Here is a 26,721-nt window from a genome sequence, read left to right on the forward strand (position 1 = left end):
CGCGATAGCGTCATACCAGTCAACCTATTAGGTGGCTGACACGCCGCTATCGCGAGCAGGCTCACTCCTACAAGGGGGCGGGGGTGGTTTGGAGAGTTGTGTTCGTCAGTTGTTTTTCCATTGACGAGATTATTGCTATGGAACATCAATCCCTGACCCAAGCGGTCGGCGCCGCTGCCGTGCGTCCGGCGCGCAGTATTTCGCCGACCGCGCGGGCGTGGTTTTTCCTCACGCCGTCTATGCTGTTTCTCGGCGTGCTCATCGCTGCGAGTCTGCTGGTGCTGCGCATGAGCGTCGGCACCAAAGGCGCGGAGTGGAGCGGTTTCAGTCTGGCCAGTTACGCCCAGTTGCTCGAACCCTATTACCTGAAATCCTTGTTGCTGACCTTGCGTCTGGCGCTGATCAGCGCGGTGATTGCGGTGGTGCTGGCGATTCCGGTGGCGTACACCATGTCGCGGCTGACCTCGCCGTTTCTGCGGCGGATTTTCCTCGCAGCGGTGCTGTTGCCACTGCTGGTCAACCTGCTGCTGCAAAGCTACGGCTGGCTGGTGATTCTCGGTCCCGGCGGCATGCTCAATCAGGCGCTGATGGGCCTCGGCCTGATCAAGCGGCCGATCATGTTGCTGTACAACCAGAACGGCGTCCTGATGGGCCTGGTGCAAACCGCGTTTCCGCTCGCGGTGTTGCCGATTGCCAGCGCCATGCGCGGCGTCGCGCGAAGCTATGAAGAAGCAGCCGCAACCCTCGGTGCCAGCCGTTTTCAAGTGTTCCGCCAAGTGGTGCTGCCGATGAGTTTGCCAGGGATCATCACCGGTGCAACGTTGGTGTTCGCTTACAACGCCAGCAGCTTCGTGGTGCCGTTGCTGCTCGGTGGCCGTCGCGTGCCGATGTTGGCGGTGATGGTGCATGACCAGATCGCGCCGCTGATGAACTGGCCTGCCGCGTCCGCTGCCGGAGTCGTGCTGATCATCACCACGCTGGCGATCATGACCTTGTCCGAATACATCACTGGCCATCGTCGGCGTTTGCTGGAGGCTTCGCAATGAGTGCCCTGACCAAGAAGCGCATGGCGCTGTTGCCCGGCGAAACCGGCAAGTTCGCCGGCATCCTCTCCGGCTTCATTCTGCTGCTGGCGGTGTTGCCGATCCTGACCATGATCGTCATGTCGTTCAGCGGTGCGTCGAACCTCGACTTTCCGCCGAGCAGCTACAGCCTGCAATGGTACAAAGCGGCCTGGCACACCTTCGTGTCGCCGGATGCCAGCGACGTGCTCAGCCTCGGTCAGGCCATGGCCACCAGCCTGTTGGTGTCGTGCCTGACGATGGTTTTCGCCACGCTGATCGCCGTACCCGCCGCGTATGCGCTGACCCGCTGCGAGTTCCGTGGCAAAGCCGTGGCGCTGCAACTGATGTCGCTGCCGCTGGTGTTCCCGATGGTGGTGTTGGGCCTGGCCTTGCTGCTGGTGTTCGACAGCCTGCCGTTCCACCTGACCACTTCGCGGCTGGTGATTGCCCACGTGATTCTGGCGCTGCCGTTTGTGGTGAAGAACTGCACGGCGGCGATGCTTTCCATCGGCAGCGAAGTCGAGGAAGCGGCGCGGATGCTCGGCGCCTCGCCGTTGCGGGCCATTGTCGATGTGGTGGTGCCGTTGATGAAATCGGGGATTCTGGCCGGCATGCTGCTGGCGTTCATCGTCTCGTTCAACGAATTCACCGTGACCTATTTCCTCTACACCATCGACGTCATGACCGTGCCGATCTGGATGTACAGCCGCACCGTGTCATCGCTCGACCCTACCGTGTTCTCGTTTGCCGTGCTGATCGTGCTGATCGACTTCGTCCTGATCTGGGCGCTGGAGAAGCTGGTGGGCGAAGGCGGCGTTTCCTTTTGATTTGAGGTGCAACATGACTGGTCTGATTCTGGAAAACGTCGAGAAATTCTACGGCTCGGCGTGCGCGGTACAAGACGTCAACCTGCATTTGCCGGAAGGCAAACTGGTGTGTTTCCTCGGCCCTTCCGGCTGCGGCAAAACCACCTTGCTGCGGATGATCGCCGGGCTGGAAACCTTGAGTGGTGGCGAGATTCGTCTGGACGGCGAAGACATCGGCCAGACCCCGGCGCACCTGCGCAACTTCGGCATGGTGTTCCAGTCGCTGGCGCTGTTCCCGCACATGACCGTCGGCGAGAACATCGCCTACCCGCTGAAGTTGCGCGGCGTCAGCAAGGCTGATCAACACAAGCGCGTGGTCGAGTTGCTGGAGCTGATTCAGCTGCAAGCGATGATCGATCGCCCGGTGGCGAAACTTTCCGGCGGCCAGCGGCAGCGCGTGGCGATTGCCCGGGCGATTGCTTCGCACCCGAAAATCCTCCTGCTTGATGAGCCGCTGTCGGCGCTCGACGCCAAGCTGCGCGAGTCGATGCAGGTGGAAATCCGCCAACTGCAGCAGCGCCTGAACATCACCACGATCATGGTCACCCACGATCAGCGCGAAGCGATGACCATGGCCGATATCGTCGTCGTGCTGGGCGAACACAAGGTGCAGCAGGTCGGTACGCCGATCGAAATCTATCGGCATCCGGCCAATGAGTTTGTCGCGGACTTCATCGGCTCGGGCAATATTTTCCCGGCCACGGCGCTGGGTGATGGCAAGGTCAGCCTGCCGGGTGGTGACGCGCTGCAAGTGCCGATCTGTAGCAGCATTGTCGTCGGGCAGAAGGTGAAGATGCTGATTCGCCCGGAAGACCTGCAACTGTCCGCGCCGCAGGCGACGGCGGGGAATCGCTTGCTCGGCAAGGTGACGTTTGTGCGTGATATCGGCGCGACCATCGAGACCACGGTGGAGTGTTCCGGGGTGACGTTTACGGCGTTGAGTACGCCGTGTCAGGGGATCGGGTTGGCGATCGGCCATCCGGTATCGGTGACGTTGCCGGTGGAGGCTTGTCGGGTGTTGGGGGAATGATCCGGATTTTTCGCTGATCATTCCGGCCTCTTCGCGAGCAAGCTCGCTCCCACAGGGGATTTGTGATTGACACTAACCCCTGTGGGAGCGAGCTTGCTCGCGAAGAGGCCATCAGTCTTGACACAAAGTCCGGATCAGACAGAAAGCCGCAGCCGCGCCAGATCCCTTAACGGTGGCGCGCCAAACAAACGGCTGTACTCGCGGCTGAACTGCGACGGACTTTCATACCCGACGCGATACCCCGCCGCCGACGCTTCCAGCCCCTCGGCCAACATCAAGCGCCGCGCTTCCTGCAAACGCAGCTGCTTCTGATACTGCAGCGGACTCATCGCCGTCATCGCCTTGAAGCGGTGATGCAAGGTCGACACGCTGAGGTTCACTTCCTTGGCCAGATCATCAATGCGCAGCGGCTGTTCGAAGTTGCCGTTCAACCATTTGATCGCCTGACTGATGCGATGGCTCTGGCTATTGGCGATCGCGATTTCATACAAACGATGGCCCTGCGGGCTGCGCAGCAGGCGATAAAGAATCTCCCGGCGAATCAGCGGCGCGAGCATGGCGATGTCTTTTGGCGCGTCGAGCAGGCGCGCCAGACGCAACACCGCATCGAGCATGGAACTGTCGATCTGCTCGACATACAAACCACGCCCGGTCGGCCGGGTCGGTACGCCCATGGGGCCGGCGTCAGCGATCAATGCAGTGATTTCTGTCGGATCGATGTCCAGACGCACGGCGAGGATCGGTTCCTCCGGCGAGACGTTGACCACGCGCCCGCTCAGCGGCATCGAAACCGACACCACCAGATAATTCAGCGGATCGTAATTGAAGAACTCGTCGGCCAGCCGCACCTCTTTGCGTCCCTGCGCCATGATGCACAGCGCCGGTTGCGCGAGCACCGGGGCAAAGTCGTGGGATCGGGTGTGACGCGACATGAACAGCGAGCCGATGGCGGTCTCGTAGCTGCCATCGTCGGTGGTGTTGCGGCGGATGATCGCCGCCAGTTCCGCGCGCTGTTTTTCCATGTCAGCGCTGGGTTCGGCTTGAAAACGATCGAATGACGTCATGCACGGCATCCTCGGCAGGGGAGGTGGAATGGAGCAGAGCATATGTTTGTGCAAGCGCCAGCGGTAGACACATCCTGCGAAATGCTTGCCTGATCCTGCCCCGGGGTGTTTCCGCGCCTGCCGCGATCCAACCCTGTAGGAGCTGCCGAAGGCTGCGATCTGTTGATCTTCAAGGCAAAATCAAAAGATCGCAGCCTTCGGCAGCTCCTACACAAAACGCGTATGACAACCGTGTGACGCAGTTTTACAGGTTGTTACAGGTCTTCTGCGCAGTCTCGCAGGATTGTGCAACGCAGCGACAGGAATCGACTAACGGCGGCTGGCGTGCGGCCCTTAACCTTTGATCCTGTCGCAGCCCGTCCCCCGGCTGCCACGCGACTCCCTGGGAGGGTTGAACATGTCCAAGCAGATTCCCGTCAGTCATATGGCCTTCGTTCGAGCGCGCGCCGGGCGTTCGGCGGAACTCGGTGTACGCCTGAGCGCGTTGATCGAGCCGTCCCGCGCCGCCCCCGGTTGCCTGAGCTTTGCCTTGCAGCATTCGCAGTGTGATCCCGAGTTGTGGCTGGTCTCCGGCTTCTGGAGCAGCCAACAAATGATGACCAACTATTTCAACAGCCCATCGATGGAAATCTTCGCCGAGCTGGTGCAGGAACTGGTGGTCAACAGCCTCGACTTCCACACGTTCAAGGACGTGTCGGCGGCGCAAGCCCTCGGTCAATGCCCGGCGCCGGTACACAAACTCGTCGGTTGAGGGTTTAATGTCCGGCTTGTTTGTCTGAGCCGGGATATGTGACATGGCACGTAAAGAGTTCGAACACTTCGAAGCAGTTTCCGCAGTCGTCCCCGTCGAGTTGGGCGGCAACAAGGGCTATCACGCGGCAATCGCGGTCAAGGCCCTGGTCGATGGCGGTGCACCACGCTTTCACAAACTGTTGAATGACCAGATCTTCCCCGGCGCCATTGCCGCTGATGAAGCGGCCATCAATGAGCTGGATAACCTCAAAGGCGTCACTGAAGACGCCGAGTTGATCTGGTAACGCGTTACTTGTTTGCGCCCGGACGCCACATCTTGAACAGGGCCTCAGGCCCCAACTGGAAATAATCCGCCGGCCCGCCGCCGCGCAGAATCGGTTCTGCCGCGGCGGTGTCGTAAATGCCGTCCTTTAACAGCCACTTGGCGATATGCACGGCGACCACTTCGCCGAGGATCAGCCAGCTCGGCACGGTTTCGCCATCGGCGCGCTGCAACTGAATGATCTGCGTGACCTTGCATTCAAAGGACACCGGACTTTCTGCGACCCGTGGTACTGAAATCACCTTTGACGCCACTGTCGTCAAACCCGCCAATTCAAACTCGTTGACCTCAGGCGCGACCATCGCGCAGCTCTGGTTCATCTGCTCGGCCAGCGGCCGGGTGGCGAGGTTCCAGACGAACTCGCCGGTCTGCTCGATGTTGTTCAGGCTGTCTTTGCGCCCGACGCTGGAAAAGCCAATGATCGGCGGAATGTAGTTGAAGGCATTGAAGAAGCTGTATGGCGCCAGGTTCAAGCGGCCGTCGGCATCCTGCGAGGAAATCCAGCCGATCGGGCGTGGGCCGACGATGGCGTTGAACGGATCGTGGGGCAGACCGTGGCCGTTGGCGGGTTCGTAGAAATGGATGTCATCGGGCATGGCGGGTGAGTTCCTGAGGCTGCGTTTCGGATGCAGTCATAGTGCAAGGACGCCCGGCATATTTCCAGCCAGACGCAAAACCCCTGTAGGAGTGAGCCTGCTCGCGATAGCGGTGTGGCAGTTGATAGATGTTTGACTGACCCACCGCTATCGCGAGCAGGCTCACTCCTACAAGGGGGTTGTGTGGAATTCAGAAATCTTCATCTCCCAGAAATGACTAAGCCCGGCCAAGGCCGGGCTGTGGGAGGACTGCTGGTACTTAGCTGATGGCAGCGGCGGTGCCGGTTTTGTCGAAGCCGTCAGCAGCGACTGTTTTACCCAGGTTGGTTTTGTCGAAACCATCGGCAGCGACTGTTTTACCCAGGTTGGTTTTGTCGAAACCATCGGCAGCGACTGTTTTACCCAGGTTGGTTTTGTCGAAACCATCGGCAGCAACAGCTTTACCCATGTTGGTTTTATCAAAACCATCAGCAGCGTAAGTGCCGGTGTGGCTGGTTTCGATGGCGGCGCTGGCACCGTTGATGAAGTCAGCGGATTTGGTTTTGTCCGAGCCATCGGCAGCGAAAGTGTGGGCAGCCAGTACGGACAGGGTCAGGGCGAGGATCAGTTTGGTTTTCATGGTGGTTACTCCAGATTCGTTGGCGATGTGTGTTGCATGGGTCTAATGCTACGCCAAATAAATTGATTAAAAAGCGCAAAATAATGCTAAAAACAATCGATTAACTAGATGTTAAGGGCGGCGAGTTGAATTCGCTTTCGTCGTCGCAGCGAGCGTCGCGCAGGTCATCGATCAGGTGATTGCAGGATGAGGGGGCAGCATTAATTAGCGATTAATCGTTGTTTTGTGCGGCATGACAGATTTTTCATACTTTGCCGACCGCTTTTTCACCGTTGCAACGCCAGTCTGCCCGTGGCCAGAAAACCAAGAACCGGCCGTCACACACTGGAGCGTTGCCTGCAATGAATAAACTGCCTCAAATCACCCTGGCCTTCTGGGTCATGAAAATCTGCGCGACGACCTTGGGGGAAACCGCGGGCGATTTGTTGTCGATGACCCTCAACGTCGGCTACGCCATGAGCTCGCTGATCCTGATCAGCGTGTTTGTGCTGACGCTGATCACGCAGTTGATGGCCAAGACCTACAAGCCGCTGCTGTACTGGATGGTGATCCTGTCCACCAGCACCGCCGGCACGACCATGTCGGACTTCATGGACCGCACCCTCGGACTCGGTTACGCCACCGGCTCGATGATCCTTATCGCGATCCTGCTGGCGATCTTCGCCGCTTGGCGCCTGAGCGGTGATTCGCTCAACGTCAGCAAGGTGCAGACCTTCCGTGGCGAGATGTTCTACTGGATGGCGATTCTGTTCTCCAACACCCTCGGCACCGCGCTGGGCGATTACCTGGCCGACGACTCGGGCCTGGGATTTGCCGGTGGTGCGTTACTGATCGGCTCGACAATTGCCGTGGTCGTGCTGCTGAAATACTTCACGAAGATTTCCACGGTGGTGCTGTTCTGGGTGGCGTTCGTGCTGACCCGGCCGTTTGGTGCGACGTTGGGCGACTTGATGACCAAGTCCCATGAGAAGGGCGGGCTGGACTTCGGCACCATCGGTTCGTCGGCGGTGCTGGCGGGGATTCTGCTAGTGATGATTGTCGGTGCTTCGTATGCGCAGAAGCGTTACGGCAGACAGGGTGCGGCTGCCGAAATGTCTTGATTGATCCGAAACCGGGTTGAGGCATTCGCGAGCAAGCTCGCTCCCACAGGGTAATGGGGTGCCCACAGAATATGTGAACACCACCGACCAATGTGGGAGCGAGCCTGCTCGCGAAGAGTCCATCACAGCCACCATTGCAGTGGCTGTAAAAAACCGATCAGTCAGTAACGATCCGCGAATGCTTCTGGGTGTCTTTCATGGTGATGTACACCAGCAACGACACCGCGATGCACGCCGTCACGTACCAGTAGTAACCGGTTTCCATGCCGATACTCTTGAACCACAGCGCGATGTATTCGGCAGTGCCGCCGAAGATCGACACGGTCAGTGCATACGGCAGGCCAACGCCCAGCGCGCGGATTTCGGTCGGGAACAATTCGGCTTTTACCACCGCGTTGATCGAGGTGTAGCCGCTGACGATGATCAGCGCCGCCATGATCAGGAAGAACGCGCCCCACCAGGTCTGAATGGTGTGCAGGGTCATCAGGATCGGCACAGTGAAGATCGTCCCCAGCACGCCGAAGGCAATCAGGATCGGACGACGGCCGATCTTGTCCGAGAGGCCACCGATGATCGGTTGCAGGCACATGAACAGGAACAGCGTGGCGGCAGAGATGGTGGTCGAGTCGGAGATGCTCATGCCGACGGTGTTCACCAGGTATTTCTGCATGTAGGTGGTGTAGGTGTAGAACGCCAGGGTGCCGCCCATGGTCAGGCCGACCACGGTCAACAGCTCTTTGGGATGGCGCATCAAGGTGCGCATGGCGCTTTCCTTGGACTTCTCTTTCTTGGTGAACGACTCGGTTTCTTCCATGCCGCGACGCAGATACAGCGCCACGACCGCACACAGCGCGCCGATGGCGAACGGAATACGCCAGCCCCACGCGTACAGCTGTTCAGTGGTCAGCACGTTCTGCAGCACGATCAGGACGCCCAGCGCGATGAGCTGGCCGGAGATCAGGGTTACGTACTGGAAGCTGGAGAAGAAGCCGCGACGTTCCTTGGTCGCCATCTCCGAGAGATAGGTCGCCGAAGTGCCGTATTCGCCACCGACCGACAGGCCTTGCAGCAAGCGGGCGAACACCAGCAGGATCGGCGCGCCGATGCCGATGGTTTCGTAGTTCGGGCTGAGGGCGATCAGCAGCGAGCCGAAGCACATCAGGTAGACCGAGGCCATCAGGGCTTTTTTACGTCCGACCTTGTCAGCGTACATGCCCATCAGCCAGCCGCCGATTGGACGCATCAGAAAACCCACGGCGAAAATCGCGGCGGTGTTCATCAGTTGGGCGGTGGTGGAGCCGGCGGGGAAAAAGGTTTTGGCGAAGTACAGGGAGAAGGCGGCATACACGTACCAGTCGTACCACTCGACCATGTTGCCGACGGAACCGCTGAAGATCGATTTGATCCGGCTGGCGGTGGTTCTTTCTTTGGCAGGCACGGCAGCCGACCCAAGAGGCAGGGCGTTGGAGTTATCCATTGAAGGATCCTTCGTTTAATTGTTTTTGTGGAGCGCGTAGAAACGCAGCCTGCGAGGGCTATAGCAGGAGGTGTGCCAACGGGGAGAGGGCCGGTTTAGAGGGGGTGACGGGATTGGGTGAGCGGGATATTGCCGAAGGATTTTGTTCGATGAGCGGATTTCCGCTTATTGGGGCGAAGATCAAAAGCCCCTCACCCTAACCCTCTCCCAAGGGGAGAGGGGACTGACCGAGTGGATTGTTCGAGTTGCACCGACCTGAGATACCGAGTCGAACTCAGGTTTCGAAAAGCATGAAGATCGGCTCCCTTTCCCCCTCGCCCCCCTGGGGGAGAGGGCTGGGGTGAGGGGGATGGATTTCAGCCACGCCAAAAATCCCGACCCAGCCTCACTCAGCCAAAAACATCTCCCGACTCAACCCATGTCGCTGCAGCTTTTCATTGAACGTGCGGCGCGGCAGTTGCAGTTCTTCAAGCACCGCTTTCACATCGCCCTTGTGCCGGGTCAGCGCCGCGCGCAAACACTGCGCCTCAAACGCTTCCTGCTGCGCCGCCAGCGATTGCCCCGGATCGATCCCCGGCGCCGGCTCATCCAGGCCCAACACCTGGCGTTCGGCGACGTTCGCCAGTTCGCGCACGTTGCCCGGCCAGTCGTGGCTGAGCAGATGACTCAACTGCGCGCCGCTCAAGGGCGGAAAGGTGCGGCCCAAGCGTTCAGCGGCATTGTGGGCAAAGGTTTCGAACAGCAACGGGATGTCTTCGCGGCGATCGCGCAAGGGCGGCAAGCGCAGTTCGGCAACGTTCAGGCGATACGCCAAGTCCTCGCGAAAACGTCCGGCCCGGGCTTCATCGAGCAGGTCGGGTTTGGTCGCTGCGACAATGCGCAGGTCAACGCGAATGCTCTGGTTCGAGCCCAGCCGTTCAAGCTTCTGCTCCTGCAACACGCGCAGCAGTTTCACCTGTTGTGCCAGCGGCATGCTTTCGATTTCATCGAGAAACAAGGTGCCGCCATCGGCATATTCCAGCTTGCCGATGCGCTTGCCCGAGGCTCCGGTAAACGCGCCGCTCTCGTGACCGAACAACTCCGCTTCAAACAGCTGCTCAGGAATCGCCGCGCAGTTCAGCGCCACGAACGGCTTGGCCGCGCGCGGGCCGAAATCATGCAGGCAGCGCGCGACCAGTTCCTTGCCGCTGCCGGTTTCGCCACGGATCAGCACATTGACCGGCAACGCCGCCAGATCCAGCACTTGCCGGCGCAGCGTCTGCAAACCACGGGACACACCGAGCAACGTCGCATCAAGTTTCGCGCGGTTGTCGGCCTGCTCGTGCAGCGCACGGTTTTCCAGAATCAGCCGGCGTTTGTCCAGCGCCCGGCGCAAGCTGCCGAGCAGGGTTTCCGGGCTGAACGGTTTTTCCAGAAAGTCGTAAGCGCCGTCGCGCATCGCCTCGACCGCCATCGGCACGTCGCCATGACCGGTGAGCAGAATCACTGGCAGATCAGAGTCGCGTTTCTGCACTTCGGCCAATAACGCCAGGCCGCCCATGCCGGGCATGCGCACATCACTGAGGATCACCCCGGCAAAGTGCGCGGGCAGGGCGGCGAGGCATTCTTCGGCGCGGCTGAACAACTGCACCGCGAACCCCGACAGGCTCAGCCACTGCTCGACGGCGCTGCGAATGCTGCTTTCGTCGTCGACCACCATCACTGAATTGAGCATCAGATGTGTGCCTCCAGATCGATCGGCAAAGTCAGGCTGAACACGGCGCCGCTGTCGCCATTTTCAGCACTCAGGCGTCCACCGGATTCATGCACGATGGCGAAGGATACCGCCAAGCCGAGGCCCAGGCCGTCGCCCACCGGTTTAGTGGTGAAGAACGGATCGAAGACCTGGCCCAAATGCTCTTCGGCAATCCCGCCGCCATTGTCGCTGACGCTCAGACGCCACAGTTGCTCATCGGCTTCCAGGCGGATTTCCAACCGTTTGCATTGCTTGCCTTGCATCGCATCAAGGGCGTTGCGCAGCAGGTTGATCAGCACCTGTTCAAGTCGAATCGCATCGCCGCGCACCCACGCCGGACGCGTCAGGTGCAGCACCAGACTGACTTGTTCATCGCGCAGCCGGGCATCGAGCAACTGCAACGACTGATCAACCACGGTTGCCAGATCCAGCCGTTCGCGCAAGCCGCTGGGACTCTTGCGCGCGAAGGTCTTGAGGTGGCCGGTGAGGGCGGCCATGCGCGTGAGCATCTCGTCCACCGGTTTCAAGGCTTTATAAGCATCGTCGACCCGGCCATGTTCGAGCAGCAGGCGCAGCGTCGCCAGTTGCATGCGCTGAGCGGTCAGGGGTTGATTGATTTCATGGGCCAGCGCAGCGGACATCTGGCCGAGCGCGGCGAGTTTGGCCGATTGCACCAGACCGTCCTGCGCGGTGCGCAAGTCGCGGGTACGTTCTTCCACCAATTGTTCAAGTTCTTCGCGGTTGCGCTGGCGGATTTTCGACAGGCGCCAGCGCTGGTTGAGAAACAGCAACAGAAACACCAGCGCCAGCCACACCCCGGCGGCGGCCAGCCCGGCGTTGCGCAGGTCTTCGAACGCCACTTGCGGATGGCGCAGCAGGTGCAGGGTCCAGCCTTCGGCGCTGAGGGGCAGTGATTCCCACAGATAATCGGCCGTGCCTTGCGGGCCTTCGACGCGGCGCAGGTCGCTGTTGTCATCGAAGCTTCGCAGCGACAAATGCGTCAAGGGCTGCAGCGACTGCTTGTCGTACTGCCGGGTGGCTTTGATTTCATCCATGTCGCGGGCGCTCAATGGCCGCAGCGAGCGATAGCGCCAGCCGGGCTGGTTGGCGATGAAGATGATCCCGCGCGCATCGCTGACCAGCAGCGTGTCATTGCCCTGACTCCACTCGCGTTCCAGTTCGGGGAACTCCAGCTTGACCACCATCGCGCCAAGGAACTCGTCGTTGTCGCCGAGCACCGCGCTGGAGAGGAAATAGCCGGGAATGCCGCTGGTCACGCCCACCGCGTAAAAACGCCCGGTGCCTTGGGTGCGGGTCTGACTGAAGTAGGGGCGGAAACCGTAATTGTGGCCGACGTAACTGCTCGGCAAGCGCCAGTTGCTCGCCGCTACGGCGAGGCCCGTGTGGTCGAGCAATTCAAGGGTCGAGGATTGCGCCGCGCCGTTGATTTTTTCCAGTTTCAGGTTCAGCGCCGCCTGTTCGGCGGCATCGACCGGCCCGGCCAGCGCCGCGCGCAATTGCGGGTCCAGCGCCAGCACGGCGGGCAGGGCGCGGTAGCGGTCGATCAGGGTGTGCAGGGAGTTGGCGTACAACGCCAGTTGCTGGTTGGCGCGGGCGGCGTCTTCCTCCAGCGCCTGACGTTCGGCGTGGCGGATCGCAAGCGTGGCGGCAAGCGCTGCGCCGGCAATGATCAGCAGGGTATACAACGACAGACGCAAGGTACGGGAAGTCGGCAGCATGCTGGGCGCAGGAATAAGGACGGGCAGGCACCTTACCATGAGCACTGTTCAGGCCAGGAGTCGCGTCGTCACCTTTTCATACGGCAGTAAAAGTCGACGAGTTGGAATGAAGGACTGTTCTCAGGTTTCGAAGCATTTTTATTCGCTGTCCAGTTTCGTTTTCAATGCGATCAATGCGTTTAGCGGTGTCAGTAGGACTTAGGGTCTTGACCGTTTCGATTAAATGTTCGGAGCCATGCTGCAGCATATTTATCGTGCCGGTAATGTCGGCATCCAGTGCAGTCACCTCATCCTCGGTAAGATCATTTGCGCTGTTTTTTATTTCATTCAAGAGATCGATGGTGTCCGGAATCACCTTGATGGCTGGGCCGACGTAAGGGATCTTGCCAGCGCCTGCCAGCGCCAATTCCTTGCTAGCCGCGATGCCGCCTTGTTTGATCTCTTGCCGTCCTTCGGGGTTGAGCGGGTTGTAATCGGCGATAGCTTTAAAGTTAACCACGGGCCCTTGTTCAGCCTGTGTTTGCTTTAACAGCCTGGTTCCTCTCAATCGATCCGGTTGCAAGCTGATGGAGGTGTTCAAACCGGTTATTTTGCCGATCGCTTTCGTCGTTTTACTCACGGTTTTTCCGACTACGAAACCAAGAGCCCCGCCAATCAGCATTCCCAGAGGGCCGCCAGGGATTCCCAGTGCTACCCCGGCTGCGCTCATGCCTATGCCAACCGCATTGGATGTGCCCTTTTCCGCAAGAAAAAAACCTGTACGTTTCGCGGTTGATACCCTGCTGTTGGGCTCAGAACGATGATTGAGTATTTGAGTGGTGACATCCCTGACAGCCAGATCGACGGCTGAAAGCAGCTCGTTATGGAAGGCCAGTTGCTTCTGCATACGCTCTCTGGGAGTGTTTCCGGTAATAAATGCCAGAACGCCTCCGCTTGACGGTTGAGCTACTTCTGTTTCGTTGCCTGTCCGGTCGACGTAAGTCATAGCGTTGTTGCGCACAAACCCATATAGGTTCAGCCCATCCACATCCCCCGCCGGATCGGCACTGACCCAGCGCTGCAACCACGCTGCGTAATAGCGTGCGCCGTAGTAATACAACCCGCTGACGTCCATCTCTTTGCCCGAATAACGGATGAAGCGGTACGTGGTTTCCGAATCCGGTGCCATCCACGCGGTTTCGCCAAAGGGGTAATAGCCTTCCTGGCTGATCATCACGGCGTCTTGATCCAGTTCCATCACGCTGGAGCCGAGATGATCTTCGAGGTTGTAACGCATTTGGTCATTGGCGATTGCATCGGGTTTTTCCGCTGCCCAATGCAGGCAACGGGCGTTGCCGAGGGTGATGACATGCAGTTCTTCGCCGTTGTCGCGGGTGCGGATTTCCAGCCCCGGCAGGTAGCGCACCTGATGAAAGTGCTCGGCGTTGGCAGCGAAGGTTTGGTGACGTTTGAATACGCGCGCGCCCTGGCTGTAACGGTAGTACTCGGCATCATTGGAACCGTCCTCGCGCTGGATCAGCGTCACGCTCTCCAGCTCATCGCGGGCATTCCAGGCCAGCGGCTTGCCGGGGTGCATTACTTTCTGGTTACCGTGACTGTCGAACAGCTCATCGAAATCCGGCGGCTCGTCGCCGGCTTTCCAGCGCACCCCGCGATTGCTCTTCGGGTCGATGAACATTTGCCGGGTCGAGTTGTTGCCCGCCCGCACATGAATCAGTTCGAACAGGTTGCCGCCGTTGTCGTACCGATAGGTCTGGGTGTAGTTGAGGCGATTGTTCGGGTCGCCCGGTTGCGGCAGGCCGGGAATGTCCGGTGGCGGGGCGTCGTCGTAGCCGGTGGCGCTGGTCAACCGATAGAGCGAGTCATAGGTGAAATCGCGGTGGCCATCGATCAACTGGTTGGCGAAGTAACGGGGCTGAAACGCGTGGTCTTCGATGCGGGTGATATTGCCGACGCGGTCGTAGAAATATTCGAGGTTCTGCAGGACTGCGCCGCCGTCCTTGCGGCTGGTCTGGGTGTGCAAACGGCCGTCCACGGGGGCATACGACCACTGGCTGAGGACGCGATTGCCGGCCAGTTGTTCGATGATCTGGTCGTTGGCGTTGTACTGCGCGTCCTCCAACACTGTTTGCCAGTCAGACGCGCCACTGATCAGCAGCTCGACGTGCTTGAGTTGCCCGGCCAGGCCGTAGCGCGAGCTTCGCTGATGGCCGCCGGCGTCGGTCTGTTCCAGCAGCGCGCCGAGCGGGCTGAACACCTGGTGAGTGGTGAACGGCTCAGCGTCGTGGAACGTGCGGGTTTCGCTCAGCGGCTGGCCGGTCAGGGAATAACTGTCGGTAAGCAGCGAACCGGAACGGTCTTTCTGTTCCAGCAACTGGCCGCGGCGGTTGTACCCGGCCTCGGCCGAGGCGTCGGCGTAAGTAAAAACGTCGACATTGGACTGACCATTCTCCTCGATCGCGATCATCCGCAGCTGCTTGTCGAAGCTCGTGCGCCAATGGTTGTCGCGCTGATCCCAGCGTTGCAATGGCTCGCCGGCCAGACCCGGCAGGATCAGGCGCCAGCCAGCGTCGACGCTGTCGGTCAATACCCAATCACCGTTTAGTGAGTAGACGTTAATGAGGTTCGCAGTGGGCAGACGCGGATCCCGCTGCGCCACCATACGGCCGGCCACATCGTATTGCTGACGCGACACGAGTGCTTTTGGTGTGTCGTCTGCCAGAGTGCGCAAGTAACTGACCTGACGGATCGGCGAGCCCCGGCCATCGATCACCGCCACCGTTGGAGTGCGCCTATGAACAGGGTCGTATCTCATGTGAATTTGTGTTTGGTGAAGGGCTGAACAAATGTCTGAAATCTCGACGCTGGTTTCGCTTGTTTACGCAGAAATCTGTTGTCTGTCAGCAAGTCTTCTTTGTGCCACTTCAGGGTGGTCTGGCTGCTTTCGATATATCCCAGGATTGCACTGGTCTGCTCTCGCAAGGTATCGAGCCGAATGGTCTTGGCAGCCATTAAGCGGCTCTTGTCAGGTAGCACGTCAGCCGAATTGATCGTGTTTTGTCCTACGCGTCTGAAGGCTTTCTCAATATCGGCCATTCGCGAAGTGAGGGCTTGTTTCCAGTCGGCGAGCATCGTTTCGATTTTTTCAATCTTGACCGGATCCAGACCCTGTTTAATGTCCTCCACCTCCTGCACCCGCGCACCGATATTAAGTGTCGCTCCTACGCCTGGAAGATATGCTCCGACGCCGCGGGTCAATAAGGTGTTGGCTGCATCGGCCGGCGTGAAACTCGATGAACGCTCTGTGATGCCGACCTTTTGATCAATGGCTGCGACGCTCATTGCCGAAGTTTGTGGAATTAATGGGGCTGTCATCTTTGCAAAGGACGTGTATTTGCTGGCGATCGCCTCGCCGATATCGCCGCTTACGTGCATGGCAAACATCTCGGACAAGTAGCCGACGGCGGCGGGCATGCCGGCGGTAAGTGTTGAGCCTGCGAACCCGCCGCCGAAATAACCAGCGAAGAAGCCGGCAGTGCCTATCAGTGATTCCGCAACAATATTCGCCAGCAGTTCAGTCCCGTACTGTCCGCTTGATACTTTCAGCATTTGGTCCAGCGTTGTGGCTGAGTAATCACCGAGAGTGGTCACGAAGTTTGAGAAATTGACGATATCGAATTTCTCTTTGCTGTTGCCTTGCACATCCACAAAAGTTAACGGGTTGTTGCCGACGAATCCGTACAGATTCAGCCCATCCACATCCCCCGCCGGATCGGCACTGACCCAGCGTTGCAACCACGGCGCGTAATAGCGTGCGCCGTAGTAATACAACCCGCTGACGTCCATTTCCTTGCCTGAATAGCGGATGAAGCGATACGTGGTTTCCGAATCTGGTGCCATCCACGCGGTTTCGCCAAAGGGGGAATAGCCCTCCTGGCTGATCATCACGGCGTCTTGATCCAGTTCCATCACACTGGAACCTAGATGATCTTCGAGGTTGTAACGCATTTGGTCATTGGCGATTGCATCGGGTTTTTCCGCTGCCCAATGCAGGCAACGGGCGTTGCCGAGGGTGATGACGTGCAGTTCTTCACCGTTGTCGCGAGTGCGGATTTCCAGCCCCGGCAGGTAGCGCACCTGGTGGAAATGTTCGGCGTTGGCAGCGAAGGTTTGGTGACGTTTGAACACGCGAATGCCCTGGCTGTAACGGTAGTACTCGGCATCATTGGAACCGTCCTCGCGCTGGATCAGCGTCACGCTCTCCAGCTCATCGCGGGCATTCCAGGCCAGCGGCTTGCCGGGGTGCATTGCTTTCTGGTTACCGTGACTGTCGAACAGCTCATCGAAATCCGGCGGCTCGTCGCCGGTTTTCCAGCGCACCCCGCGATTGCTCTTCGGGTCGATGAACATTTGCCGGGTCGAGTTGTTGCCGGCGCGTACGTGACACAGTTCGATCAGGTTGCCACCGTTGTCGTACTGGTAGGTCTGGGTGTAGTTGAGGCGATTGTTCGGGTCGCCCGGTTGCGGCAGGCCGGGAATGTCCGGTGGCGGGGCGTCGTCGTAGCCGGTGGCGCTGGTCAACCGATAGAGCGAGTCATAGGTGAAATCGCGGTGGCCATCGATCAACTGGTTGGCGAAGTAACGGGGCTGAAACGCGTGGTCTTCGATGCGGGTGATATTGCCGACGCGGTCGTAGAAATATTCGAGGTTCTGCAGGACTGCGCCGCCGTCCTTGCGGCTGGTCTGGGTGTGCAAACGGCCGTCCGCCGGGTCATACGTCCACTGACGGAGGACGCGATTGCCGGCCAGTTGTTCGATGATCTGCTCGTTGGCGTTGTACTGCGTGTCCTCCAACACAGTTTGCCAGTCAGACGCGCCACTGATCAGCAGCTCGACGTGCTTGAGTTGCCCGGCCAGGCCGTAGCGCGAGCTTCGCTGATGGCCGCCGGCGTCGGTCTGTTCCAGCAGCGCGCCGAGCGGGCTGAACAACTGGTGAGTGGTGAACGGCTCAGCGTCGTGGAACGTACGGGTTTCGCTCAGCGGCTGGCCGGTCAGGGAATAACTGTCGGTAAGCAGCGAGCCGGAACGGTCTTTTTGTTCCAGCAACTGGCCGCGGCGGTTGTACCCGGCCTCGGCCGAGGCGTCGGCGTAAGTAAAAACGTCGACATTGGACTGACCATTCTCCTCGACCGCGATCACCCGCAGTTGCTCATCGAAGGTCGTCTGCCAATGGCTGCCGCGCTGGTCCCAGCGCCGAAAAGGTTCACCGGCCAGCCCCTGCAAGGTCAGACGCCAGCCGGCGTCGACGCTGTCGGATTTCAATGGCGAGCCGTCCAGGCTGTAAACCGTGGTCAGGCAGGGTGCCGACAGGCGCGGGTCCCATTGCTCGATCAGGCGCCCGGCGTAGTCATGCTGCTGACGGGTTACCAGCGCTACGGGGGGGGTGGCCGTCACACTGCGCAAGTACCCTACCTGCCGCACTGGCAAGCCACGCGCATCGCTCACGACCAGTGCGGGCGTACGCCAATGCACATTGGCTGTCATGGCCGCGGTGCCTTGGTTAGCGATGTCGGTTCGGCGGTGTCGTTGAAGTCTTCGCTGGTGTGATACCAGGGATGGTACGTCTCTCGAGAGAAGTCGCCTTTGGCATTGACCGTACGGACCAGCCGGCTCTGAGCGTCATAGTAAAGCTGATCGTGATGGCCCAGAGTGCGCAGGGACTGATCGTTGACGTAGGTATAGGTGTTGGCGAAAAACGCGCGGTACTGACGAACGGGCAAGCCTTTGTTGTTGTATTCGACTCGCTCGCTGATGCGCCAGCGCGGGTTGGCATCAACCTCTTTGATCTGGCCATCCTCGACAATCAGCGAACCATCGTCGTCCACGGCATACGCCTTGCCCGGATCGACCAGTTGCTGGGTTTGCAGAGCCCGGCCAAAACCGTCGACGCAGGCTTTGGTGATCTGGATCTGTGCATCCACCTCTTCATCAGGGTAACGGTCGGCACTGAGGATCACACTGTGCACCGGTTCGCGATGCGCCGCAGCGAGGGCTTCTTGCAGTGCCTGCTCATCAGGCGTCAAGGCGCCGCGGCGCCGGGCCAGTTGGCGGCGTGTGCTGGCCCTGATGTGGCCGCTGGGTAGCAGATAACCCTGAGCGATCCATGCCAAGGCGGCACGGGTGTCATTGGCGATTTGCCCCATCCAGCTGAACAGATCCTTGCGCAGGGTACTCGCGGCTTTTTGCACGGCATCGACCGGGTGCGCTATCGCTGTTGCCGGACTCCGGTCCTCGGGAAGTGTGTATTCGCTCAGCGTCCTGAAACCCGCCTTTTTGCTGTTCTCTTCTCCATGAAAACTGCTGACCAGCGGCTGCCCCGACGGTTCGTACAGCGCCTCCTGAATATTGTCGTTGGCATCGGTGATTTCCAGCGGCTGCAGTGCGTGGTAGTCGTACTTGACGCGAGTCGTGCAGCCATCCGCCAGTTCCACGAGGGTGATGGCCAGCGCATAGGTGTCGTATTCGGCGCGGGTGAAGCCATAGCTGAGCGTTTCGCGATAGCGCAGCACCTTGTAGAACCCGTCGAGTCCGGCGTATTCGGCGTAGCCAAAATTCGCCGACCACAGGTCTTGTTCTGTACTGCTCGACGGCTGAGTCCCGAACAGAAACGGCATCGGCGTATAACCGATTTTTGTCAGTTCGTTTCTCACGTCGAAATTCGACAGCACGCTGTAGGCGTCCAGCGCGGCCTTGTCCAGTTGTGCCACTTCCAATGGACCGACCAGCGCTTCAAACCCGGCGACGCCATCGTCCAGCGCCCGGCCTTCAATATCCAGGTAACGCTGCACGGATTGCATGGTCAGAACGCGCTCGGCGTTCCAGTGTGCCGAATCCTCGTGCTCCAACAGACACTCATAGGACACCTGCGCAGGCGCAAGCCTGGTGGGCAGGGCGCCTTTGAGCAAAACCAGAGCATTGCCGCGCTGTTGATAAGGCAGCCCCAGGCGCCAATGCTGCAGGTCCTTGTCCAGATCAATGAACGTAGCGCGACTTTCATTCAGGTAGCTGCATTGTTGCGCCTGGTCATGGGCGTCGTACCACCATTGCTGTTCATCGGGGTCGTCGAACGGTGGCGTATCCGCTTCGGTGAGCCGTCGTGCGTAGCTCACTGTGATGGTGTGCGTCGGCTGGCCATAGGTATTCCACCGCAGGACGACTTCATTGCGGCAGAGTGGATCATCGACGAAACCGTCGTACTGATAGCTGATCTGTTCCACCACCAATGGCAGCAGTACAGCGGCGGCATAAGCCCCTTGCTCGCGCACCTCGCGCACCAGATATCTAAACTCTTCGACTGCGTAAGGCGTGGCGATTCCGGGGACGTCCACGTCTGCATCGGCATAGGTTTCGATGCGTGCGGGCCGGCCGATCAGTGCCCGGGCGCTTTGATACCGGGTGTCATCAGTGTGCGGAGCAATGATCTGATCGACGTCGTCTTCCGGGTGATGGCGACTGAACAGGGTGTTGCCCAGCGCTACCGCTTGCGCATCTTCATGGAAATAGGCCTCGCGCGGCCGGTCCATCGATTGCCCGGTATGAAACCAGGTGAAGACCCGCATCGGCTCGCTGAAACCTTCGCTTTCATTGCTGCCGGCGCTCTCGCTGTCGGTTTGCTGCAACAGGCCGAAACCGCGGAACTCGCGCTCACGGCTGTCGTAGAAACCTTCGCGCCACGTGAACGTCTGCGTCAGACAGTTGCCGGTGATCTCATCCAGTTGCTGCTGTTTGTTAACCACCGCCACCGGGAACGGCAGGTGACACACCGGTAAACGCTTGAGGGTGAGCAAGCGGTGTTTTTCATCCAGCCATTCCTGGGCCGAGCTGCGGTAGACCACACTGGCACTGCAACCCATGTTGTTGTTGCTGCTGGTTAGCAGATACGGTTTGGCCGAAACGAAATCGTAGCGCCAATGCTGCGGCTGCATGTGCGTGACCGTCAGGATCAGACTCGCGCAGCCCAGGCCTTGCAGGTCGGCGAAACTGACTTGACTGAGACGGTCGTAGCGCACGCCGTCGGGCCATGGCACGCTGATCGGTGTCTGCTGCAGGCCGTTGCCGCCGCGATTCAGGTAGATCTCGAAGGCCTCCGATTGCAGATAAATCAGCGACGCGGCACCGGAGCCGTCGAGGTCGGCAAGGCGCACGCGTGACGAGTCGAATTGTTCGTAGTTGAAGGGCAACTCACTGATCTTGCGCCCCTTGCCAAAGCGGCCATGGCCCAGGTTCGGCCAGCAGCGGATTTCGTCGTGGCGAATCCGGCACAGATCGGGCATGTCGCTGCCCAGCAGGTTGCCCAACAGCACCAGTTCTGTGCGTGAATTGCTGAACAGTGGCAAGCGGTCGTCGTCGGGATGGTGAGCGACCTCTTCAGGCGCGGCGAAGCCTTGTTCACGCGCGTTGGCATACAACCGCACGGAATTCGGTCCGATCAACGCCAGGCTACTCAGCCCGTCACCGCTCAAATCGCCAAGTGTCGAGAGGGTGTTGAAAAACTCCGGCGGGAATTTACCGAAGGGCACGAAGTCGGCAAACTCGCGTTGCGCTGTCAGCGAGCGAAAACCACTGATACCCGGTTGCGCGGTGACCCAATCGAGCCTGCCGTCCCCCGTCAGGTCGGTTAGCAGTTGCTGTACCGGACGGTTGCGATCGGCCACCGGAATCTTGTCCAGTGCGGTCCATGGGCCATAGCCGATTTCATCGGTGCCCTTGGTCGCACGCAATGGTTCGCGGTAGTACCAGGCCTGGTCATAGCGGCAGAGGAAACCCGGCACACCTTCGCCATAAAGATCCACACACTGGTAAAAACCACCGTCCTCGATACTCGGCTGGACATCGGGTTCGAAGAAGCGCGCCGGGGTTTTATTGATGTCGAAGGGGGCATAGTCGAACTCGACCGGCGGTGTGTTTTCGACAATGCCGCTCGCATCGAATGCCTGATAGTGCGCCGCGCTGATCTGGCTGTAGGCCCACTGCGCGATATTTTGCGGTTGGTGATATTCCAACAGCAGGCGGCGTACCAGTTTCGGTTGGTCAGTCGATTGCTCGGGGAAGTGATGAAACAGTAACGTCTGTTGGCAGAGCCTGCGAGTGCCCAGTTCAAAACCCTGACCATGGGTTGAAAAACGATCCGGGCGGACCGTCCAGGGTTTTAGGGGATCATCGTCGTACGCAGGAATATCGGTCAGTGATGTGCTGCGCTCGCCGTAATCGAACAGCAGATGAAAGTGCCAGCCCAGTTCGGCGGGATTGTCCGTCGTCCAGCTGTACAGATCGCTGCTGGCGCTGAAGTTGCCGTAGCACACGCGACGCAAGTAGCGCTGGGCGCGGTAGTCATGCAGCGGGTCGGGATCCTGATCATCGGCCTTGTACTCGAAACAGATGTGTTCACCACGTGCGTTCATGCTTTCGCACAGCAGCCAAGCGGCGATGCGTCCGGGAGCGTCGGGGTCGGCGACGCGTGTGGCTTCCGTCTTGCCGTAAAGGTGCAGTGAGCCGTCGGCGCCGTGTATCAGCCAGAACACCGGTGGATCGGCTTCTCGGGTCTGGCGCTGCCAGCGTTCGCGCAAGGCAAAATCGCTCTCGACTCGAGGCCAGTAGCGCACGACTCTGTGCGGGCCGATGTTGACGCCGTTGTAGACGCTTTCCTCACGGAATTTGAGCTCGCCGTGCTCATCCAGCTCTGGCATCCACACTTCGCCGTCGACACCGATGATCTCGTCTTGGTCGGAGTAACGCGGCACGCCTTTGTTGGTTCTGCGGTTGATATGACCTACGCCACCCAAGTGCCAGGACAGGCCGAACGGACCGTTGCCGCTCTGACTGCTGTAATTCAGCGAAAACTGCGGATCCCAGCCGCGCCCGGCAGACGTCGGAATCGGCAGTTCGAACGAGGCCGCTCCGGTCGGCCCCACTGCGCCCCAGCTTTTGCCGATGGTGGCGATCGATGCGCTTTTGGCGATGGAAGGGGTGGTGATGCTCAACTCTTGTTGATCAGGCATGGTCGAATCCATTGCGCACGGGGTGGGCGTGAATGGACTGACGCTAACAAGAATGGCAGGTAAATGAACCTGTCAGATCTGACAGGTGCGCAAGATCATTTTGTATGCTTCGGCGCTTTTTTTATCGCGAACGGTTGACCCCTGTGAAAACGGCCGGGTCATCGTTGCAGATGAACCGGCCGTTTTTATGGCAGCGAAGGGCTTACTGCACTTCTACCGCCAGGCTTTCGCTGATCTTCTGTTGCCAGATCGCAGGACCAGTGATGTGCACCGACTCACCGTTGCTGTCCACCGCAACGGTGACCGGCATGTCCTTGACCTCGAACTCGTAGATCGCTTCCATGCCCAGTTCGGCGAACGCCAGCACTTTCGACTTCTTGATCGCCTGAGCGACCAGGTAAGCAGCGCCGCCAACGGCCATCAGGTACACGGCTTTGTTGTCCTTGATCGCTTCGATCGCAGTCGGGCCGCGCTCGGATTTGCCGATCATGCCCAACAGGCCGGTCTGCTCGAGGATCTGCCGGGTGAACTTGTCCATCCGCGTCGCGGTGGTCGGGCCAGCCGGGCCAACCACTTCGTCACCGACCGGATCAACCGGGCCGACGTAGTAGATGAAGCGACCTTTCAGATCGACCGGCAGGGTTTCACCCTTGTTGAGCATCTCGACCATGCGCTTGTGCGCGGCGTCGCGACCGGTGAGCATTTTGCCGTTGAGCAGGACGGTTTCGCCCGGCTTCCAGCTCTGCACGTCTTCCGGGGTCAGGGTGTCGAGGTTGACACGGCGAGCCGACGGGCCGGCTTCCCAGACGATTTCCGGGTAGGCGTCCAGCGGTGGCGCTTCCAGCGAGGCCGGGCCGGAGCCGTCGAGCACGAAGTGTGCGTGACGGGTGGCGGCGCAGTTCGGGATCATGCACACCGGCAGCGAGGCGGCGTGGGTCGGGTAGTCCATGATTTTCACGTCGAGCACGGTGGTCAGGCCACCGAGGCCCTGGGCGCCGATGCCCAGCTGGTTGACCTTCTCGAACAGCTCCAGGCGCATTTCTTCGATGCGGTTCTGCGGGCCACGGGCCTTCAGTTCGTGGATGTCGATGGATTCCATCAACACTTCCTTGGCCATGACGGCGGCTTTTTCGGCGGTGCCGCCGATGCCGATGCCGAGCATGCCCGGTGGGCACCAGCCGGCGCCCATGGTCGGAACGGTCTTCAGTACCCAGTCAACGATCGAGTCGGACGGGTTGAGCATGGCCATTTTCGACTTGTTCTCGGAACCGCCGCCCTTGGCCGCCACGTCCACTTCCACGGTGTTGCCCGGGACGATGGAGTAGTGAATCACGGCCGGGGTGTTGTCCTTGGTGTTTTTCCGAGCGCCCGCCGGGTCGGCGAGGATCGAGGCACGCAGGACGTTTTCCGGCAGGTTGTAGGCGCGACGCACGCCTTCGTTGATCATGTCGTCCAGGCCCATGGTGGCGCCATCCCAACGCACGTCCATGCCGACGCGCACGAACACGGTGACGATACCGGTGTCCTGGCAGATCGGGCGATGGCCGGTAGCGCACATGCGCGAGTTGATCAGGATCTGCGCCATCGAGTCACGGGCCGCTGGCGATTCTTCGCGCAGGTAGGCTTCGTGCATCGCCTGGATGAAATCCACGGGGTGGTAATAGGAAATGAACTGCAGGGCGTCGGCAACGCTCTGAATCAGGTCGTCTTGCTTGATCACGGTCATGAGTCGCGCTCCTCTAAAAGACGGGAACATTCAATAAGGTGCCTGCGGCTTGGGTGCATCGGTCGGTCGCAGACACCTTTCAAGGCACGCCGGGGCTGCTGGCGCGACGCTAAAAAGGCGCGGCAGTATACCGCGCCTCGGTGGGGCGTACACGCGCCGGCAGTCATTCGTTGGTCGCATGGGTGGGCGAATATCGGACAGCGGGTTTGCACTTCAAGATTCACCCCCTCACCCCAGCCCTCTCCCCAGGGGGGCGAGGGGGAAAGGGAGCCGATCTTCATGCTGTTCCAATCTGAGTCCGGCTCGGTATTTCAGGTCGGCGTATCGCCAACAATCGACTCGATCAGTCCCCTCTCCCTCTGGGAGAGGGCTAGGGTTGAGGGGCTTTTGGCGGTATACGCAGGCCACACTTTTGACGTCAATTTTCGGGCCCGAAAATCGGTGGTCATTTATCGACTACGCCTCTAAAGTGGCAGCCGGTCTGTAGAGTAGGACACTCGGTCAGCCTCTTATCGCACGGTGAGTCAACGATTGACCCATAACGCCATTCAACGTCTTTTGCTCAAACGCTTTGCCCTCGCTGCGGCCACCTATGGATTGGCTTTGCTGCTGCTGTGGCTGGCGTTTTTCACGGGGCACTACGAGCAGTCCCTGACTTCTGTGGCCGTCGGCAGTGCGCTGGTGGTGATCAGCCAGTCGGTGCTGTTCGCACTGTTCTGGAGTGGGCGCAACCTGCGCTTTGCCGATCCCAGCCTGACCGAAGCGCAGGTGTTGATCGGTCTCGGCTGGCAGACCTGGCTGATCGCCCATCTGGATGAAGCCCGCGGCGCCTTTCTGGTGTTCTACGTACTGATCCTGCTGTTCGGCCTGTTCCATCTCAGTCGACGGGCGTTCATCCGCTGCGCATTGCTGGTGTTCTTCAGTTTCTGTGCCATCACGCTGTGGGACGGTTACAACTTCCGCTTGCGCGAGCCGGCGCTTGCCGCTTTGCAGGTGTGCATTCTGGCAATGGTGCTGGCGTGGCTGGTGCTTTACGCGCGCTTCGTCCAGGTTTCGCGACAACGCCAGCGCCAGCGCCGGTTTGCCTTGCAGGCGCATCAGGACACTCTGCGCGGGATGATGCGCCAACTGGAAGATCTGGTTGCCACCGATGAACTGACCGGGCTGTTCAATCGTCGGCATTTTCTGCGTCTGGCCACGCGAGAGCTGGATGAAATGGACGACGATGTCGTGCACGGCTTGGCGCTGATCGACCTCGACCACTTCAAACGCATCAACGACCTGCACGGCCATGCCGCCGGCGATCAGGTGTTACAGGCCTTCGCCGGCGTTGCCCAGGCGTGTCTGCGCGACGGTGATGTGCTGGCGCGTTATGGTGGTGAGGAATTCGTTGTGTTGTTGCCCGATTGCGACGCCGAACGGCTGACTGCTTGCTGTGAACGTCTGCGTATTGCCTTTACTGACGTTGAACTGGTCGGCCTGAATGTGCGCAACCTCAGCTTGTCGGCCGGCATGACGCTGTTGGCGTTGGGCGATGATCTGGACGACGCCTTGCAGCGCGCCGATCAGGCCTTGTATCGGGCCAAGCGAGACGGGCGCAATCGTTGTGCGGCCGCGTGGGAGAACGTCGATGCCTGAACTTCGCGTCGGTGAACGACAATGGTCAGTGGCGGCGGGCAGCAATCTGCTCGATGCCCTCAATCAGAATGGCGTCGCCGTGCCTTACAGTTGCCGCGCCGGCAGTTGCCATGCCTGTCTGGTGCAATGTGTGCAAGGCCTGCCTGCCGACAATCGGCCGGACGCCTTGAGCGCCGAACAGCGTCAGCAAGGCTGGCGCCTGGCCTGTCAGTGTCAGGTCGTCGAAGACTTGCAGGTGCACACCTTCGACCCGATCACCGATGGTCGCCCGGCAGTGGTCGAAGCGCTGGACTGGCTCAGCGACAGCGTCCTGCGCTTGCGTCTGACCCCGCAACGGCCGTTGCGCTACAGCGCCGGGCAACATCTGGTGTTGTGGATCGGGCACATTGCGCGGCCGTATTCGCTGGCGAGCCTGCCGGAGGAAGACCGCTTTCTCGAATTCCATCTCGATTGCCGTCAGCCTGGCGAATTCAGCGATGCCGCACGAAAATTGCAGATCGGCGATCCGATCCGTCTCGGTGAACTGCGCGGTGGCGCCTTGCACTACGATCCGGACTGGCACAATCGCCCCGTGTGGCTGCTGGCCGCTGGCACCGGTCTGGGCCCTTTGTTCGGCGTGCTGCGCGAAGCCTTGCGCCAGGATCACCAAGGCCTGATCCGCGTCATTCACGTGGCTCATGACGATCGCGAGCACTATCTGGCCAAACCCCTGGCGGCACTGGCGGCGCAGCGGGAAAACCTCAGTGTCGAGCTGTGGACGGCGGCCGAGTCAGCCGCCGCTTTGGCGCAACTGCGCCTTGTCTCCCGGCAAACCCTGGCCTTAGTCTGCGGTTCGACGGCCAGCGTCGACGCCTTCGCCCGACGTCTGTACCTGGCCGGATTGCCGCGCAATCAACTGCTGGCCGACGTGTTCCTGTCCCGTGGTTGAGCGCTG

General features: G+C 60.0%; 18 protein-coding genes. 8 read left to right on the forward strand and 10 right to left on the reverse strand.

Annotated features, from left to right (window positions below; genetic code table 11):
• The first annotated feature begins 137 nt into the window (after positions 1-137).
• From H8F23_RS04730 to H8F23_RS04740, 3 genes are read left to right on the forward strand one after another with little or no spacing between them, the layout of a single operon-like run.
• Complete coding sequence (locus H8F23_RS04730; protein ID WP_194933581.1) at positions 138-1,046, forward strand: ABC transporter permease; 909 nt, start codon at positions 138-140, stop codon at positions 1,044-1,046.
• On the forward strand, positions 1,043-1,891 hold the full coding sequence (locus tag H8F23_RS04735) for an ABC transporter permease (RefSeq protein WP_093430532.1): 849 nt from the start codon (positions 1,043-1,045) through the stop codon (positions 1,889-1,891). Before H8F23_RS04730 ends, H8F23_RS04735 begins: the two co-directional genes overlap by 4 nt.
• A 13-nt stretch (positions 1,892-1,904) precedes the next feature.
• Positions 1,905-2,960, forward strand: coding sequence for an ABC transporter ATP-binding protein (locus tag H8F23_RS04740; protein ID WP_194933582.1), 1,056 nt, complete (start codon positions 1,905-1,907; stop codon positions 2,958-2,960).
• A 134-nt stretch (positions 2,961-3,094) separates the two neighbouring features.
• Here the strand turns inward: H8F23_RS04740 and H8F23_RS04745 are convergent, their stop codons facing one another.
• The gene (locus H8F23_RS04745) at positions 3,095-4,024 is read right to left on the reverse strand and encodes an AraC family transcriptional regulator (RefSeq protein WP_095048249.1); all 930 of its coding nucleotides are present in this window, start codon (positions 4,022-4,024) and stop codon (positions 3,095-3,097) included.
• A gap of 397 nt (positions 4,025-4,421) precedes the next feature.
• Between H8F23_RS04745 and H8F23_RS04750 the strand changes: the two genes are divergently transcribed.
• On the forward strand, positions 4,422-4,775 hold the full coding sequence (locus tag H8F23_RS04750) for a putative quinol monooxygenase (RefSeq protein ID WP_093430529.1): 354 nt from the start codon (positions 4,422-4,424) through the stop codon (positions 4,773-4,775).
• 43 nt (positions 4,776-4,818) lie between these two features.
• Positions 4,819-5,061 (forward strand): hypothetical protein, encoded by a 243-nt coding sequence (locus tag H8F23_RS04755; RefSeq protein ID WP_095048247.1) that lies wholly within the window; start codon positions 4,819-4,821, stop codon positions 5,059-5,061.
• 4 nt (positions 5,062-5,065) lie between these two features.
• Here the strand turns inward: H8F23_RS04755 and H8F23_RS04760 are convergent, their stop codons facing one another.
• Positions 5,066-5,695, reverse strand: coding sequence for a flavin reductase family protein (locus H8F23_RS04760; protein ID WP_108225540.1), 630 nt, complete (start codon positions 5,693-5,695; stop codon positions 5,066-5,068).
• 259 nt (positions 5,696-5,954) lie between these two features.
• Positions 5,955-6,314 (reverse strand): hypothetical protein, encoded by a 360-nt coding sequence (locus H8F23_RS04765; protein WP_194933583.1) that lies wholly within the window; start codon positions 6,312-6,314, stop codon positions 5,955-5,957.
• A gap of 341 nt (positions 6,315-6,655) precedes the next feature.
• On the opposite strand from H8F23_RS04765, the gene H8F23_RS04770 reads away from it, so the two are divergent.
• Positions 6,656-7,414, forward strand: coding sequence for a COG4705 family protein (locus tag H8F23_RS04770; RefSeq protein ID WP_194933584.1), 759 nt, complete (start codon positions 6,656-6,658; stop codon positions 7,412-7,414).
• A gap of 157 nt (positions 7,415-7,571) precedes the next feature.
• On the opposite strand, the gene H8F23_RS04775 is transcribed toward H8F23_RS04770, so the two are convergent.
• The 7 genes from H8F23_RS04775 to H8F23_RS04805 all read right to left on the reverse strand — a co-directional run bounded on the left by H8F23_RS04775 (position 7,572) and on the right by H8F23_RS04805 (position 24,149).
• Entirely contained in the window at positions 7,572-8,891 is a 1,320-nt protein-coding gene (locus H8F23_RS04775) for an MFS transporter (protein ID WP_007912608.1), read from the reverse strand.
• Positions 8,892-9,276: 385 nt separating this feature from the next.
• Entirely contained in the window at positions 9,277-10,605 is a 1,329-nt protein-coding gene (locus H8F23_RS04780; RefSeq protein WP_194933585.1) for a sigma-54-dependent transcriptional regulator, read from the reverse strand.
• Positions 10,605-12,365: an ATP-binding protein gene (locus H8F23_RS04785; RefSeq protein ID WP_194933586.1), complete on the reverse strand. Its 1,761-nt coding sequence runs from the start codon at positions 12,363-12,365 to the stop codon at positions 10,605-10,607. Before H8F23_RS04785 ends, H8F23_RS04780 begins: the two co-directional genes overlap by 1 nt.
• 76 nt (positions 12,366-12,441) lie before the next feature.
• Complete coding sequence (locus H8F23_RS04790) at positions 12,442-15,144, reverse strand: RHS repeat-associated core domain-containing protein (protein ID WP_324187877.1); 2,703 nt, start codon at positions 15,142-15,144, stop codon at positions 12,442-12,444.
• Positions 15,145-15,176: 32 nt separating this feature from the next.
• Positions 15,177-17,909 carry an RHS repeat domain-containing protein gene (locus tag H8F23_RS04795; protein WP_194933588.1) on the reverse strand — a complete coding sequence of 911 codons (2,733 nt, stop codon included), beginning with the start codon at positions 17,907-17,909 and terminating at the stop codon, positions 15,177-15,179.
• A complete protein-coding gene (locus tag H8F23_RS04800; protein ID WP_194933589.1) occupies positions 17,906-22,423 on the reverse strand; it encodes a SpvB/TcaC N-terminal domain-containing protein in 4,518 nt (1,505 codons plus the stop codon). Before H8F23_RS04800 ends, H8F23_RS04795 begins: the two co-directional genes overlap by 4 nt.
• Positions 22,424-22,625: 202 nt before the next feature.
• A complete protein-coding gene (locus H8F23_RS04805) occupies positions 22,626-24,149 on the reverse strand; it encodes a fumarate hydratase (RefSeq protein WP_133340783.1) in 1,524 nt (507 codons plus the stop codon).
• Positions 24,150-24,680: 531 nt separating this feature from the next.
• On the opposite strand from H8F23_RS04805, the gene H8F23_RS04810 reads away from it, so the two are divergent.
• Positions 24,681-25,787 (forward strand): GGDEF domain-containing protein, encoded by a 1,107-nt coding sequence (locus tag H8F23_RS04810; RefSeq protein ID WP_194933590.1) that lies wholly within the window; start codon positions 24,681-24,683, stop codon positions 25,785-25,787.
• Positions 25,780-26,715: an iron-sulfur-binding ferredoxin reductase gene (locus H8F23_RS04815; protein WP_194933591.1), complete on the forward strand. Its 936-nt coding sequence runs from the start codon at positions 25,780-25,782 to the stop codon at positions 26,713-26,715. The genes H8F23_RS04810 and H8F23_RS04815 overlap by 8 nt, the downstream gene beginning before the upstream one ends.
• Positions 26,716-26,721 lie beyond the last annotated feature (6 nt).

Origin of the sequence: Pseudomonas neuropathica, assembly GCF_015461835.1 — a bacterium.
In the GTDB taxonomy this organism is placed as follows: domain Bacteria; phylum Pseudomonadota; class Gammaproteobacteria; order Pseudomonadales; family Pseudomonadaceae; genus Aquipseudomonas; species Aquipseudomonas neuropathica.

Coding starts and splice junctions, on each gene's coding strand:
- H8F23_RS04730 (WP_194933581.1), top strand. CDS start 138: ATGGAACATCAATCCCTGACCCAAGCGGTCGGCGCCGCTGCCGTGCGT.
- H8F23_RS04735 (WP_093430532.1), top strand. CDS start 1,043: ATGAGTGCCCTGACCAAGAAGCGCATGGCGCTGTTGCCCGGCGAAACC.
- H8F23_RS04740 (WP_194933582.1), top strand. CDS start 1,905: ATGACTGGTCTGATTCTGGAAAACGTCGAGAAATTCTACGGCTCGGCG.
- H8F23_RS04745 (WP_095048249.1), bottom strand. CDS start 4,024: ATGACGTCATTCGATCGTTTTCAAGCCGAACCCAGCGCTGACATGGAA.
- H8F23_RS04750 (WP_093430529.1), top strand. CDS start 4,422: ATGTCCAAGCAGATTCCCGTCAGTCATATGGCCTTCGTTCGAGCGCGC.
- H8F23_RS04755 (WP_095048247.1), top strand. CDS start 4,819: ATGGCACGTAAAGAGTTCGAACACTTCGAAGCAGTTTCCGCAGTCGTC.
- H8F23_RS04760 (WP_108225540.1), bottom strand. CDS start 5,695: ATGCCCGATGACATCCATTTCTACGAACCCGCCAACGGCCACGGTCTG.
- H8F23_RS04765 (WP_194933583.1), bottom strand. CDS start 6,314: ATGAAAACCAAACTGATCCTCGCCCTGACCCTGTCCGTACTGGCTGCC.
- H8F23_RS04770 (WP_194933584.1), top strand. CDS start 6,656: ATGAATAAACTGCCTCAAATCACCCTGGCCTTCTGGGTCATGAAAATC.
- H8F23_RS04775 (WP_007912608.1), bottom strand. CDS start 8,891: ATGGATAACTCCAACGCCCTGCCTCTTGGGTCGGCTGCCGTGCCTGCC.
- H8F23_RS04780 (WP_194933585.1), bottom strand. CDS start 10,605: ATGCTCAATTCAGTGATGGTGGTCGACGACGAAAGCAGCATTCGCAGC.
- H8F23_RS04785 (WP_194933586.1), bottom strand. CDS start 12,365: ATGCTGCCGACTTCCCGTACCTTGCGTCTGTCGTTGTATACCCTGCTG.
- H8F23_RS04795 (WP_194933588.1), bottom strand. CDS start 17,909: ATGACAGCCAATGTGCATTGGCGTACGCCCGCACTGGTCGTGAGCGAT.
- H8F23_RS04800 (WP_194933589.1), bottom strand. CDS start 22,423: ATGCCTGATCAACAAGAGTTGAGCATCACCACCCCTTCCATCGCCAAA.
- H8F23_RS04805 (WP_133340783.1), bottom strand. CDS start 24,149: ATGACCGTGATCAAGCAAGACGACCTGATTCAGAGCGTTGCCGACGCC.
- H8F23_RS04815 (WP_194933591.1), top strand. CDS start 25,780: ATGCCTGAACTTCGCGTCGGTGAACGACAATGGTCAGTGGCGGCGGGC.